Raw genomic sequence first — 14,136 nt, forward strand, 5'->3', positions numbered from 1 at the left:
CACGACCGCGCTGCGCGGAACGTCAATCCAATCCGTGGGCTTTCGGATGCCGAGCTGTACCGCGGCCTTCACCACGGCCGACGTGCCGAGCCCTCGTGATCGTGGAATTGCCGAAACGCGCGACGGCGTCATCGACTGCACCCTCGACGCGCCGCCAGTCCTCGTCGTCATCCCAGAGACCCAACCGCCCACCCCCGGCCGGGCGGAGATTTTCGGCCCGCACACCGACGAGGCGGACCGGATCGCGGCGTTCGATCTGTTCGAAGAGCGCCTGGGCGGCCTCGCCGATCCGCTGGCCGACGGCAGTGGGTTCTGGGAGGGTCTGGGACCTGCTCAGTGTGCGGAAGTCGTCGAAACGGATCTTGATCGCCACCGTTCCCGTCTCCCAGCCCGCGCGCCGCAGCCGCGCCGCAACGCGATCGGCAAGCCGCAGCAGCTCGGCGCGGAGGAATACCCGGTCGATGATGTCCTGATCGAAGGTCTCCTCGTGCCCGACGCTCTTCTCCACGCGCTCCGTCTCGATGAGTCGCGCGTCTTCGCCACGCGCCAACTGGGTCAGACGCGCACTCAGTGCTGCGCCCACCGCGCGATCGAGCATCTCCTGAGGCGCCTCACGGATGTCGCCGATGGTGCGGATGCCGCGTCCCTCCAGCGCCTCCGCCGCCTTGGGCCCCACGCCCCACATCGCCCGCACCGGGCGGGGCGCCAAGAAGTCCAGGGTGTCGGCGGCAGAAACCACCAGCATGCCGTCCGGCTTCGCGATCGTGGACGCCATCTTCGCCACATGCTTCGTCGCCGCGACCCCGACGCTGCAGGTGATCCCCACCTCTGCCTGCACGCGCTCCCGGATGAGCTGGGCGATACGTGCGGGGCTCCCCCACAGTCTGCGCACCCCCTGCACGTCGAGGAACGCCTCGTCCACGGACAAGGGCTCGACGAGCGGCGTGAACGATTCGAAAATCGCCATCACCTGACGGGAGACCTCCTGATAGCGGTGGAAATGCGGCAGGACGATGCGGGCCGACGGGCACAACCGCAGCGCCTGAGACACCGGCATCGCCGCGTGCACACCGTAGCGCCGGGCCTCGTAGGAGGCACTGGAGACGACGGAGCGTCCATCCGGAGCGCCGATGATCAGCGGCAGGCCCCGCAGGGATGGATCATCCAGCACCTCGACGGCTGCGTAGAACGCGTCCATGTCGACATGGAGGATGCGGGTGCCGCTGTCATCGGCACCGTCGGAAGAGACGATGCGCCCTCTGCCGTCACCGTGTCCCATGCGCCCATTCTCCCCCGGACCTCGGACACGAGGTCCGGGGGAACGGACTCCTGCGGCGCCCCCGCGACCGGCTTACGCCTCGGGCTCGCTGGCGCGAGCGAGAACGAGTTCGCGCACGCGAGCGGCGTCCGCTTGGCCCTTCATCGCCTTCATGACCGCGCCGATGACGGCGCCGGCGGCCTGCACCTTGCCGTCGCGGATCTTCGCCATGACATCCGGTTGGCTGGCCAGAGCCTCGTCGATCGCAGCGATCAGCGCGCCATCGTCGGAGACCACCGCGAGACCGCGCGCGTCGACGACCTGCTGCGGCGTCCCTTCACCGGCGATGACGCCCTCGAGCACCTGGCGGGCGAGCTTGTCGGTCAGGGTGCCCGCCTCGACGAGCTTCTGAAGAGCAGCGACATCAGCAGGACCGACCAACTCGGCGGCGTCCCGCTCCTGGGCATTCGCCAGGCGGGAGATCTCGCCGGTCCACCACTTACGGGCAGCTGCCGGAGTCGCGCCCGAGGCGATCGTCGCCTCGACGACGTCGAGCAGGCCTCCGTTGCGGACGTCCTGGAACTCGAGATCCGTGAAGCCCCACTCGGTCATCAGACGACGCCGACGGGCGACGGGCTGCTCCGGCAGTTGCGCGCGCAGCTCCTCGATCAGTTCTGCAGCCGGCTGCACGGGCAGCAGGTCGGGCTCCGGGAAATAGCGATAGTCGTCGGCATCCGACTTCGGACGCCCGGGCGACGTCGCACCGGTGTCCTCGTGCCAGTGCCGCGTCTCCTGGGTGATCGTCCCCCCGTCGGCGAGGATCTGCGCCTGGCGCTGGATCTCATACCTGACGGCACGTTCGACCGAGCGCATCGAGTTGACGTTCTTCGTCTCGGTGCGGGTGCCGAGCTTCTCGACACCGCGCGGACGCAGCGACACGTTCGCGTCGCAGCGCAGGTTGCCACGCTCGAGGCGGGCCTCCGAGATGCCGAGGCTTCGGACGATGTCACGGATCGTCGCGACGTAGGCCTTCGCGACCTCTGGAGCGCGGTGCTCCGTGCCGAAGATCGTCTTCGTGACGATCTCGACGAGCGGCACGCCGGCACGGTTGTAGTCGACGAGCGAGTATTCGGCGCCCTGGATCCGGCCGGTCGCTCCACCCATGTGGGTGAGCTTGCCGGCATCCTCCTCCATGTGCGCGCGCTCGATCGGGATCTGCACGATCGTGCCGTCCTCGAGCTCGACCTCGACCGAGCCCTCGAATGCGATGGGCTCGTCGTACTGCGAGATCTGGTAGTTCTTGCCCAGGTCGGGGTAGAAGTAGTTCTTCCGCGCGAAGCGGCTCGATTCGGCGATCGAGCAGCCGAGAGCGAGACCGAGGCTGATCGACGAACGGATCGCCGTCTCGTTCACGACCGGCAGCGAGCCGGGAAGGCCGAGGTCGACCGGCGCGATGAGCGTGTTCGGCTCGGCCGCGTGGTAGAGCTCGTTGGCCGGGTTCGGCGCATCCGAGAACATCTTCGTGTTCGTGTTGAGTTCGACGTGCACCTCGAAGCCGAGTACCGGCTCGAACAGCTCGAGCGCCTTGTCGAAGTCCATGAGCTTGGCGGCAGCCATCAGCGGGTTCCTCCCATGAGCTGGGGTGCACGATCCAGGAGCGGCCCGCCCCAGGAGTCGAGCAGTACTGCTTCGAGCGCGGCGCCGACCTTGTACAGGCGGGCGTCCTCGCGTGCCGGAGCGATGAACTGGATACCGACGGGCAGACCGTCCTCAGAGGCGAGGCCCGAAGGAATCGAGATGCCGGGAACACCGGCGAGGTTCACCGGAATCGTCGTGATGTCGTTCAGGTACATCTTCAGCGGGTCGTCGATCTGCTCACCGATCTTGAACGCCGTGGTCGGTGCCGAGGGCGTCGCGATGACGTCAACATCGGCGAACGCGTTCGCGAAGTCCTGCTGGATGAGCGTCCGCACCTTCTGCGCGCTGCCGTAGTAGGCGTCGTAATAGCCGGCCGACAGCGCATAAGTGCCGAGGATGATGCGGCGCTTGACCTCGTCGCCGAATCCGGCGTCGCGGGTTGCCGACATGACGTCTTCGACCGTGGGGTTGCCGTCGGGCGTGACGCGCAGCCCGAATCGAACGGAATCGAACTTCGCCAGGTTGCTGGAGGCCTCCGCCGGGAGGATCAGGTAGTACGCGGCAACGCCGAATTCGAAGTGCGGGGCTCCGATCTCGACGATCTCGGCTCCTTGCGCCTCCATCAGCGCGAGGGATGCGCGGAAGGATGCCGCAACACCGGGCTGGAACCCGCTGTCCGGCAGCTCGCGGATGACGCCGACCTTGAGGCCCTTGAGCACGTCGCCGCGAGCGCCCTCGCGGGCGGCCTCCGCGAATGACGGCCAGACGTCGCGCAGCGAGGTCGAGTCCTTGGGGTCGTGTCCGCCGATCGCATCGTGCAGGAGTCCGGCGTCGAGCACCGTGCGGGTCACGGGTCCGACCTGGTCGAGGCTGGATGCGAGTGCGATGGCGCCGTAGCGGCTGACACCGCCGTAGGTGGGCTTCACGCCCACGGTTCCGGTCACGTGCGCCGGCTGACGGATCGATCCGCCGGTGTCCGAACCGAGCGCGAGCGGTGCCTCGAACGCGGCGACTGCCGCTGCGGAACCGCCGCCGGAACCGCCGGGAATCCGGTCGAGATCCCAGGGGTTGCGTGTGGGGCCGTACGCCGAGTGCTCGGTGGACGAGCCCATCGCGAATTCGTCCATGTTCGTCTTGCCGAGCGGAATGAGTCCGGCGGCACGGGAACGCGCGACGACGGTGGCGTCGTACGGCGAGCGATAGCCCTCGAGGATCCGGGAGCCACTGGTCGTCGGCTGATCCGTCGTGACCAGGACGTCCTTGATCGCGAGCGGGACACCGGCGATGGGGCCGAGCTTCTCGCCGGCTGCGCGCTGTGCGTCGACGGCGGCTGCAGCGTCGAGCGCGTGTGCGTTGATGTGCAGGAACGCATGGACGTCGCCATCTACCGCGGCGATGCGGTCGAGGTGCGCCTGCGTCGCCTCGACACTGGAGATCTCACGCGAGGCGAGCTTGTCGGCGAGCTCGGCTGCGGTCAGGCGGATGATGTCGCTCACTGCTCTTCTCCCAGGATCGCGGTGACGCGGAAGCGGCCGTCGGCCTGATCCGGTGCGTTCTGGAGCACCTGCTCGTGCGTGAGCGGCTGCCCGACGACATCGGGACGGAAGACGTTGCTCAGCGGGATCGGGTGGCTCGTCGCGACGATGTCGGCGGTCGCGACCTCGGACACCTTCGCGATGTTGTCGACGATGGCGTCGAGCTGGCCGGTGAGCAGCGTCACCTCGTCGTCGTTGAGCTGGATGCGCGCGAGCACGCCGAGATGGCGCACAAGATCAGGGGTGATTTCAGACACGCCTCTAGTCTAGGCGTCGCTTCTCGCCGCCCCTCGCGCCCGGCTTATGCTGGGCGGGTGACGACGTTCCAGCCTCCGCGCCCCTGGATCCGAAGCTACGCCGCCGGCGTTCCGGAAGATCTCTCCCCCGTCGACGGCTCTCTCGTCGACATCGTCTCGGCATCCGCACGGGACTATCCGGATGCCCCTGCCCTCCAGTTCTTCGGCAGGGAGACGACCTACGCCGAGCTGCAGGACGCGATCGATCGAGCGGCATCCGGACTGCGCGATCTCGGCGTGCGCGCCGGAGACCCGGTGGCCATCGTGTTGCCGAATTGCCCGCAGCACATCGTCGCGTTCTACGCCGTGCTGCGACTCGGCGCCGTGGTCGTCGAACACAACCCGTTGTACACCCCGCGCGAGCTGCGCAAGCAGTTCGAGGACCACGGAGCCAAGCACGCGATCGTGTGGAACAAGATCGTCTCCACGCTGCAGGAGTTCCCTGCCGACCTCGTCGTGTCGAACCTAATCTCGGTCGACGTCACCCGGGCGATGCCGTTCCTCACGCGCGTCGCGCTGCGTCTGCCGGTCGCCAAGGCGCGCGAATCTCGCGCTGCCCTGACCGAGAAGGTGCGCGGCACCGTGACCTGGGATGCGCTGGTGGCATCCGCCCCGATCCCGTCATCGCACCCGCAGCCGGGGACGGACGATCTCGCGATCATCCAGTACACCTCTGGTACCACCGGCACTCCGAAGGGCGCCTCCCTCACCCATCGCAATCTGCTCTCCAACGCCGCGCAGGCGCAGGCTTGGGTGCCGTCGATCCAACGAGGCAAGGGCTGCGTCGTCTACGCGGTACTGCCGATGTTCCACGCCTACGGGCTCACCCTGTGTCTCACCTTCGCGATGTCGATGGGTGCCCGCCTGGTGCTCTTCCCGAAGTTCGCCCCGGATCTTGTCCTCGACGTCATGAAGAAGCATCCGGCGACCTTCCTGCCCCTGGTGCCGCCGATCGCCGACCGCCTTCTGGCTACGGCGAAGGCCAAGGGCGTTTCGCTCGACGGAATCGAGGTGGCGATTTCCGGCGCGATGGCGCTTCCGCACGAACTCGTGGTCCCCTTCGAGGCTGCGACGCACGGCTACCTCGTCGAGGGCTACGGGCTCAGCGAGTGCTCGCCGGTACTGATGGCCAATCCGGTGGCGGAGAACCGCGTTCCGGGCACCGTCGGACTCCCGCTCCCCGGCACCGAGTGCCGCGTCGTCGATCCGGGCAACCCGACCGTCGACGTCCCGACCGGATCGGCAGGCGAGCTGATCGTTCGCGGTCCGCAGGTGTTCTCCGGGTACTACGGCAAGCCGGAGGAGACGGAGGCGGTCTTCGTCGATGGCTGGTTCCGCACCGGCGACATCGTCACGGTGGACGAGGGCGGCTTCATCCGCGTCGTCGACCGGATCAAGGAGCTCATCATCACCGGAGGCTTCAACGTCGCTCCCACCGAGGTGGAGAACGCACTGCGTCAGCATCCGCACGTGCTCGACGCAGCCGTCGTCGGATTGCCCAGTGAGCACTCCGGCGAGGAGGTCGTCGCGGCGATCGTCCTCGACAGCACCTCGGACGTCGACGTGGAGGCGATCCGCGAGTTCGCTCGCGGCATCCTCACCCCTTACAAGGTGCCGCGGCGCGTGTTCGTCGTCGATGAGCTTCCGAAGTCGCTGATCGGAAAGGTGCTGCGGCGGCAGGTGAAGGAGAAACTCGTCGCCCTCACCACCGGCTCCTGAGCCGTCTTCACAGGTGCGAACCTCGCGAAAGCGCTACCTTTGGTTAGTGACTCCTGAAGACGCTGTGAACGCTGATGCCCCCGAAACCCCTGAAACTCCCGGATTCGAGGAACTCGGCCTGACCGGCCCCGTCCTCAGAGCGGTCCGCGACCTCGGCTATGAGACGCCGTCCCCCATCCAGGCCGCGACGATTCCGACACTGCTCGCCGGTCGCGATGTGGTCGGTATGGCGCAGACCGGAACCGGCAAGACGGCGGCGTTCGCACTGCCCGTGCTGGAAAACCTCGATATCTCTCAGAAGACCCCGCAGGCGCTGGTGCTGGCCCCCACGCGCGAGCTCGCGCTGCAGGTGTGCGAGGCGTTCGAGTCGTACGCCGCGAAGATGAAGGGCGTGCACGTGCTGCCCGTCTACGGCGGACAGGGCTACGGCGTGCAGCTTTCGGCGCTTCGGCGCGGCGTGCACGTGATCGTCGGCACCCCCGGTCGCATCATGGATCACCTCGCCAAGGGCACCCTGGACCTCTCGGAACTGAAGTACCTGGTGCTCGACGAGGCCGACGAGATGCTGAAGATGGGCTTCGCAGAAGACGTCGAGCAGATCCTGGCGCAGACGCCCAAGGAGAAGCAGGTCGCCCTGTTCTCGGCGACCATGCCGCCGCAGATCCGCCGTCTGGCGCAGCAGTACCTGCGTGATCCCGAAGAGATCAGCATCAAGTCGAAGACGGCGACCGGCACGAACATCACGCAGCGCTACCTCGTGGTGTCGTACGCGCAGAAGGTCGACGCGCTCACCCGCATCCTCGAGGTAGAGAACTTCGAGGGGATGATCGTGTTCGTTCGCACCAAGAACGAGACCGAGACGCTCGCCGAGAAGCTGCGCGCCCGTGGCTATTCCGCCGCCGCCATCAACGGCGACGTGGCGCAGGTGCAGCGCGAGCGCACGGTGAACCAGCTGAAGGATGGCAAGCTCGACATCCTCGTCGCCACCGATGTCGCCGCCCGTGGCCTCGACGTGGAGCGCATCAGCCACGTCGTGAACTTCGACATCCCCACCGACACCGAATCGTACGTGCACCGCATCGGCCGTACCGGCCGCGCCGGCCGCAAGGGCGATGCGATCAGCTTCATCACACCGCGCGAGCGCTACCTGCTCAAGAGCATCGAGAAGGCGACGCGTCAGCAGCCGACCCAGATGCAGCTCCCGAGCACGGAGGACGTCAACACGACCCGCCTCGCGCGCTTCGACGACGCGATCACGGCCGCACTTTCGGAGACCGCTCGGATCGACGGGTTCCGCGACATCGTCGCGCACTACGTGCGCAACCACGACGTTCCTGAGGGCGACGTCGCCGCTGCCCTCGCCGTGGTCGCCCAGGGCGCGACGCCGCTGCTGCTGGACCCGGCGCACGACCCGCTGTCGAAGGCCGTGGCCGCTGACAACCGTCCTGCACGCGACTCCGCCGGTGGCACGCGTGCTCCGCGCACCGACCGCGAACCGCGCACCGACCGTCGTGGACGCGGCGACTACACGCCGTACCGCATCGAGGTCGGCCGTCGTCACCGCGTCGAGCCCCGCCAGATCGTCGGCGCGCTGGCGAACGAGGGCGGCCTCGGCCGCGACGACTTCGGCGTGATCAACATCCGTCCCGACTTCTCGACCGTCGAGCTTCCCGCGAACATGGATCCGTCGGTGCTCGAGAAGCTGCGCGACACCCGCATCTCCGGCCGCCTGATCGAGATCAAGGCCGACCGTGGTGCTCCCGGACGCCGATCGCGCGATGACGACGACCGTGGCCCGCGTACCGGTGACCGCGAAGAGCGGCCGTTCCGCAAGCCCCGCCACAAGGGCTGAGCCGCAACACCAGTAGTCCCGACTTCCCGCACGAGAGAACCGCGTCTGACGCCGGTACTCGTGCGGGAAGTCGTTCGTTATGCCGCCGGCAGGCGCACGACGTCAGAGAAACGCGCGGATGATCTCGGCGGCCAGAGCAGAGACCTCTACAGGGCTACTGCTGTCGACCCGACGCACCGGAAACCCGGTGAGCGGCTGAGCGACCGCCGCGGCGGCCTCCCATTCGGCGATGCGTGCATGATCATCGTGCACAGCGTGACGCGGCCGCGTCAGGTAGCGTTCACGCATCGTCGCGCGTGGAGCCTCGCACCACAGTTCGATGCCCGCGGGAGAACCGACGGACACCCAGCCGCGGCGGAACCATTCCTCATCGCGTCCCGTCAGCCACACCGACTCGACCATCACGGTGCCCTCGAGCATCCCCGTCAAGCGCCACAGCGCATCCGCTGCCAGCGCGCCGAGCTTCGTCGTCGGCAGGCGCGCCGTCACCGCGTCGCCCAGTGCCTCTTTGATGACGTCCTTGGACACCAGGGGGATGCCGAGTTCAGCGGCCAGCGGACCCGCGAGCGTGGTCTTTCCTGCGCCGGCCATCCCGTTGACGACGATGAGCCGGTCAACCATCCAGCGAGCGTTCCTCTTGGGTCGCGAGCCTGGCGGCCACGTCGATCAAGGCCTCGGGTCGTGCGAGGAGTGAGCGCTGCTCGGGGTTCTCGATCAGGTACTGGATCAGCCTCTGTGCGCCGGTGACCGTCGGCGCCCAATAGCCGCCGACATGATGCCGACTCAACGGAGACCTCGTGGATTCGCCGTGCGCTCTCACCTCGACGGCGCCGTCCTCCGGGTCGATACCGAGGTCCGTCAACGTCAGCGCGGTCAATGCGCCGAGCAGGATCGTACCGACCAATCCAGGCAATCGGAATCGGGTCGTCGGCACATCGAGGGCTATCGCCTGGAGCCCCTCCCACGCGACGATGCCGCGGTTCTCGACACCCTCGCGCAGGATCACCGCATCCGGTGTCAGTCGCAGGTGATGCCGGCCAGGATCACCGATCGCAAGCGCCTCGGGTACGGCGATCAGCGGTCCGTACCGCTTCAAGAGGCGTCGCTCACGGGGCCAAGCGCGTCAGGTCCCTCGGTGACCAGGACGTGGAACTGTGCGGCATCCAGGATGCGGATGCCGAGCTCTTCAGCCTTCGCGAGCTTGGAGCCGGCACCGGGACCCGCAGCGACGAAGTCGGTCTTCTTCGAGACGCTGGATGCCGCCTTGCCACCCGCCTGGATGATCGCCTCCTGCGCGCCATCTCGCGAATAACCATCGAGAGAGCCGGTCGCGACGACAGTGAGCCCGTCGAGCACACCGCCCTCGATCACCGCGGCGCCGGGGCCCGCGTGACCGGGCGTCGCCCATTGCACGCCGGCCTCGGTCCACCGTGCGACGATCTCGCGGTGCCAGTCGACGGTGAACCATTCCGTGAGCGAATCGGCGATGATGCCGCCGACGCCCTCGACGCCCGCGAGTTCCTCCCGCGAGGCGGCACGAATGGCATCCAGCGATCCGAACCACTGCGCCAGCGCTCGGGCGGCGACCGGGCCCACATGGCGGATGTTGAGCGAGACCAGAAGACGCCAGAGCTCCTTCGTCTTCGCCTTCTCCAGCTCGGCGAGGAGGGTCAGCGCCTGCGACGACGGCTGCGGGCCTTCCAGCCCGGACTTCCGCTCCGCGGCCGTGGGGTTGCGGCGGAACGGAGCACGCGTCTTGACGAGACCGTCGTCATCTTCCTTCGGCAGCCCGGTCTCGGCGTCACGCACGAAGAGCTCGATGGGCACGATCTCGTCGAGGGTGAGCGCGAAGAGTCCCGCTTCGGTCTGCAGCGGAGGGATCTCGGGTGATGTGGGCTGCGTCAGCGCCGCAGCGGTGACCTCGCCCAGCGCCTCGATGTCGAGCGCACCGCGCGATCCGATGTGCTCCACTCGCCCTCGCACCTGCGCAGGGCATGAACGGGCGTTCGGGCAGCGCAGATCGATATCGCCCTCTTTCATCGGCCGCAGTGGCGTGCCGCACTCCGGACAGCCGATCGGCATCACGAACTCCCGCTCGGTGCCGTCCCGCTTCTCGACGACGGGTCCGAGAACCTCGGGGATCACATCCCCCGCCTTGCGCAGCACGACGGTGTCGCCGATGAGGACGCCCTTCGCTTTGACGACGTCCTTGTTGTGCAGCGTCGCCTGGCGCACGACGGAGCCCGCCACGTGTGCCGGAGCCATGACGGCGAACGGTGTCGCTCGTCCTGTGCGCCCCACGGAGACGACGATGTCGAGGAGCTTCGTCTGCACCTCCTCCGGCGGGTACTTGTAGGCGATCGCCCATCGCGGCGCGCGACTGGTCATGCCCAGCTCGTCGTGCAGTGCCAACTCGTCGACCTTGACCACGATGCCGTCGAGTTCATGCTCGATGTCGTGCCGGTGCGCACCGAAATGCTCGACGAACCCCACCACCTCGTCGATGCCGTGGCAGACCTTCGTATGCGGACTCGTCGGCAGACCCCACGCGGAGAGCAGGTCGTACACCTCGCTCTGCGTGGCGACGGGAGGATTCTGCCATGCGCCGATGCCGTGCACATACATCGCCAGCGATTCGACGCGCAGCAGCGCCGCCTCCAGCTCGAGGCCGTTCTTCTTCTCGATCTGCTGCCGCAATCCACCGCTGGCCGCGTTGCGCGGATTCGCGAAGGAAGGGAATCGACGCGCGGCAGCGGTGCGAGCCTTGTCCTCGTCGAAGGGCTTCTTCGCACCGCCGCGCGCGGTCCAGCGCTCAAGAGCATCGGCATAGGCGAGGTCGCGGAAACGCGCCTGTGCGGCGTTCAGCCGCTCGAAGGCGGCGACCGGGATGAACACCTCGCCGCGCACCTCTACGATCGACGGATGCCCGGTGCCGACCAGACGCTGCGGGATCTCAGGCAGCCGAAGGGCGTTCTCGGTGACGATCTCGCCGACACGTCCGTCTCCGCGTGTCGCCGCCGAGGTCAGTACGCCGTTCTCATATCGGAGATTGATCGCGAGCCCGTCGATCTTCAGTTCGGTGAGCCACGCCACTTCACGACCGGCGGACGATTGCGCCTTCGCCGCCCATTCCCGGAGCTCTTCGATCGAGAAGACGTTGTCGAGGCTGAGCATCCGCTCGGCGTGCTCGATGGTGGCGAGTCCGGTGGATTCGGCTGCCCCCACCATCTGCGTCGGCGAATCCTGCCCGGCGAGTTCCGGATGCAGCCGCTCCAGTTCTTCGAGCCGTCGCATCCACCCGTCGTAGGTGGCGTCATCGACGAGCGAGGTGTCCCGCCCGTAGTACGCGTCCTTCGCCTCGAGGATGCGCGTGGTCAGATCGTCGGCCTCGCTGCGGGCGGCTTCCAGTGAGATGTTCTCCGGCACCTCGCCAGTCTACGAGGGGGGTGCGACACGCGCGCGTATAGAAACCGCGCTATGCGTCGACCGGAACCGCCGACACCGTTCGGTCGATCGTGAACTGTCCGAGCACACGAGTGCCGACGTAGAGCACTGCGGTCTGCCCCGGCGCCACGCCATCGAGCGCGACCTGCGGTACGACCCGCACCCCTGCATCCGACACGAACGCCACCGCGGTCACCGGGTCGGCGTGCGCACGGATCTGCACCTCGCAGTCGAACTCCGGCGCCTCGGGCGCAGCTCCCGCCCAGGAGAACCTCTCCCCCGCGATCTCCGCGATGGCGAGTGCCTCCTTCGGGCCTACGACGACCGTGTTCGACACCGGCCGCACCTCGAGGACGAATCGTGGTTTGCCGTCGGCGGCGGGCACGCCGAGCTTGAGGCCGCGCCGCTGCCCGACCGTGAACGCGTGCGCGCCTTCGTGCGTGCCCACGACGTCACCGGCGCGGTCCAGGATCGCTCCGGTCTCGGCGCCGACCTTCTCGGCGAGCCACCCGCGGGTATCGCCGTCGGGGATGAAGCAGATGTCGTGGCTGTCCGGCTTCTGCGCCACGCTGAGGCCGCGCTCCGCAGCCTCAGCCCGCACGAGGGCCTTCGACGGCGTCGAGCCGAGTGGGAAGTACGTGTGCGCCAACTGCTCGGCGGTCAGAACGCCGAGCACGTAGGACTGGTCCTTGGCGGCATCCGAAGCCCGGTGCAGCTCGAGCCCCGCAGGCGTCGGCACCAGCGTCGCATAGTGCCCGGTGCACACCGCGTCGAAACCGAGCTCGATCGCCCGCTCCAGCAGGGCGGCGAACTTGATCTTCTCGTTGCACCGCATGCACGGGTTCGGAGTGCGGCCGGCGCGGTACTCGGAGATGAAGTCTTCGATCACGTCGTCGCGGAAACGCTCCGAGAAGTCCCAGACGTAGAAGGGGATGCCGAGCATGTCGGCCGCGCGTCGAGCATCGAGTGCGTCCTCGATGGTGCAGCAGCCGCGACTGCCGGTGCGCAGCGTGCCTCCGGCACGAGACAACGCAAGATGCACGCCCACGACGTCGTGCCCCGCCTCCACGGCCCGGGCAGCCGCGACGGCGGAGTCCACTCCGCCACTCATTGCTGCCAGGATCCGCATGAGTCCAGTCTACGAGCGGTTGCCTGTGCTGGTCCCGGATGCGCGCGCATACGCGTCTGCGATGACGGCGAGCACCGCATCGACCTCGGCATCGCCGGATGTCCTGCCGAGACTGAACCGGATCACACTGCGCGCGTCGCGCTCGCTGCGCCCCATCGCCAGTACGACGTGCGACGGCTCCGCGACACCCGCCTGACAGGCCGACCCCGTGGAAGAGGAAACGCCTGCCATGTCGAGCATGAAGAGCAGACTCTCCCCGACCGCACCGGGGAAGAGCATGTGGGCGTTGCCCGGCAGACGATTCACCGGATCGCCGAGCAACGCGGAGGCCGGAACGGCCGCGGTGATCCCGGCCACCAGCCGGTCGCGCAGAGTTCGCAGTCGAGTGCCCTCCGCGAGGCGTTCAGCCTCTGCGAGCTCCAGCGCCACCGCGAACGCCGCCGCTCCGGCCACGTCCTGCGTCCCCGCACGCAAACCGCGCTGCTGCGCTCCGCCGTGCTGCAGCGGTGCCATCCGCGCGGTGCGGTCGACGACCAGCACGCCGGTGCCCACGGGCGCGCCGATCTTGTGCCCTGCGAGGCTCAGCGCGACGAGACCCGAAGCCGGTTCCGCGCTCCCCCGCAGCCGGCGATACGACAGCGGCACGTGACCGAGAGCGGCGACCGCGTCCAGATGGAGCGGCACCGCCGCGCCCGCGGCAGCTGCCGCAAGCGTGGCCGCGTCATTGATCGTGCCGACCTCGTTGTTCGCCACGAGTGCCGTCGCCAGCGCGGCCGAGGGCGATCCTGCGGGTCGCAGCGCCGCGGCGAACGCCGCAGGAGTCACGTGCGCATCGGAGGTCACCGGCACCGGCCGCACCTCCGCGCCCTCCGCTGCCAGCGCCGCGACCGTGTCGAACGTCGCGTGGTGCTCGGCATCCGGAAGCACGATCGCGCTGGTGCGGGGGTCCCGCGCTCGCCACAAGCCCTGCAACGCGAGGTTGATCGACTCGGTGCCGCCGGAGGTGAAGACGACCTCGATGGGATCAGCGTCCAGGACTGCCGCTATGCGCTCTCGCGACGTCTCGAGAAGGCGGCGCGCGGCCTGACCCGAGCCGTGAGTGGACGAGGCGTTCCCCGTCACGCCGGTCGCTTCGAGCCAGGCATCCCGCGCCTCCGGCCGGAGGGGCGAGGTCGCCGCGTGATCGAGGTAGAACCGCATTCCCCCATCCTCCCACCCGCCTGCCGTCGCGGCGTTGCGCGGTTCCCGAGCCGCGTGCGCCTAGG

11 protein-coding genes are annotated in these 14,136 nt (G+C 68.2%); 2 read left to right on the forward strand and 9 right to left on the reverse strand.

The window, feature by feature from the left end; translation table 11 throughout:
* Positions 1 to 22 precede the first annotated feature (22 nt).
* From dinB to gatC, 4 genes are all read right to left on the reverse strand, one after another.
* Positions 23 to 1,279 (reverse strand): DNA polymerase IV, encoded by a 1,257-nt coding sequence (gene dinB / locus LTA6_RS16365; protein ID WP_407358277.1) that lies wholly within the window; start codon positions 1,277 to 1,279, stop codon positions 23 to 25.
* 72 nt (positions 1,280 to 1,351) lie between these two features.
* The gene (gene gatB, locus LTA6_RS16370; RefSeq protein WP_407358278.1) at positions 1,352 to 2,875 is read right to left on the reverse strand and encodes an Asp-tRNA(Asn)/Glu-tRNA(Gln) amidotransferase subunit GatB; all 1,524 of its coding nucleotides are present in this window, start codon (positions 2,873 to 2,875) and stop codon (positions 1,352 to 1,354) included.
* Positions 2,875 to 4,392, reverse strand: a complete 1,518-nt coding sequence (gene gatA, locus LTA6_RS16375) for an Asp-tRNA(Asn)/Glu-tRNA(Gln) amidotransferase subunit GatA (protein WP_341974926.1) — start codon at positions 4,390 to 4,392, stop codon at positions 2,875 to 2,877. The genes gatB and gatA overlap by 1 nt, the downstream gene beginning before the upstream one ends.
* The gene (gene gatC, locus LTA6_RS16380; protein WP_341974927.1) at positions 4,389 to 4,688 is read right to left on the reverse strand and encodes an Asp-tRNA(Asn)/Glu-tRNA(Gln) amidotransferase subunit GatC; all 300 of its coding nucleotides are present in this window, start codon (positions 4,686 to 4,688) and stop codon (positions 4,389 to 4,391) included. Before gatC ends, gatA begins: the two co-directional genes overlap by 4 nt.
* A gap of 57 nt (positions 4,689 to 4,745) precedes the next feature.
* On the opposite strand from gatC, the gene LTA6_RS16385 reads away from it, so the two are divergent.
* Both LTA6_RS16385 and LTA6_RS16390 read left to right on the forward strand, forming a co-directional pair.
* Positions 4,746 to 6,446, forward strand: a complete 1,701-nt coding sequence (locus LTA6_RS16385) for a long-chain-fatty-acid--CoA ligase (RefSeq protein WP_341974928.1) — start codon at positions 4,746 to 4,748, stop codon at positions 6,444 to 6,446.
* Between the two features lie 46 nt (positions 6,447 to 6,492).
* On the forward strand, positions 6,493 to 8,298 hold the full coding sequence (locus tag LTA6_RS16390) for a DEAD/DEAH box helicase (protein ID WP_407358279.1): 1,806 nt from the start codon (positions 6,493 to 6,495) through the stop codon (positions 8,296 to 8,298).
* Positions 8,299 to 8,400: 102 nt separating this feature from the next.
* On the opposite strand, the gene LTA6_RS16395 is transcribed toward LTA6_RS16390, so the two are convergent.
* The 5 genes from LTA6_RS16395 to LTA6_RS16415 are packed head-to-tail and all read right to left on the reverse strand — an operon-like array spanning position 8,401 to position 14,071.
* Positions 8,401 to 8,919 (reverse strand): AAA family ATPase, encoded by a 519-nt coding sequence (locus tag LTA6_RS16395; RefSeq protein ID WP_341974929.1) that lies wholly within the window; start codon positions 8,917 to 8,919, stop codon positions 8,401 to 8,403.
* Positions 8,912 to 9,394: a hypothetical protein gene (locus LTA6_RS16400; RefSeq protein ID WP_341974930.1), complete on the reverse strand. Its 483-nt coding sequence runs from the start codon at positions 9,392 to 9,394 to the stop codon at positions 8,912 to 8,914. The genes LTA6_RS16395 and LTA6_RS16400 overlap by 8 nt, the downstream gene beginning before the upstream one ends.
* Complete coding sequence (ligA, locus tag LTA6_RS16405; RefSeq protein WP_341974931.1) at positions 9,391 to 11,724, reverse strand: NAD-dependent DNA ligase LigA; 2,334 nt, start codon at positions 11,722 to 11,724, stop codon at positions 9,391 to 9,393. Before ligA ends, LTA6_RS16400 begins: the two co-directional genes overlap by 4 nt.
* A 49-nt stretch (positions 11,725 to 11,773) precedes the next feature.
* Positions 11,774 to 12,871: a tRNA 2-thiouridine(34) synthase MnmA gene (mnmA, locus tag LTA6_RS16410; protein WP_341974932.1), complete on the reverse strand. Its 1,098-nt coding sequence runs from the start codon at positions 12,869 to 12,871 to the stop codon at positions 11,774 to 11,776.
* Between the two features lie 9 nt (positions 12,872 to 12,880).
* On the reverse strand, positions 12,881 to 14,071 hold the full coding sequence (locus LTA6_RS16415) for a cysteine desulfurase family protein (RefSeq protein ID WP_341974933.1): 1,191 nt from the start codon (positions 14,069 to 14,071) through the stop codon (positions 12,881 to 12,883).
* Positions 14,072 to 14,136: the final 65 nt, after the last annotated feature.

The organism is Microbacterium sp. LTA6, assembly GCF_045690355.1.
Taxonomy (GTDB): domain Bacteria; phylum Actinomycetota; class Actinomycetes; order Actinomycetales; family Microbacteriaceae; genus Microbacterium.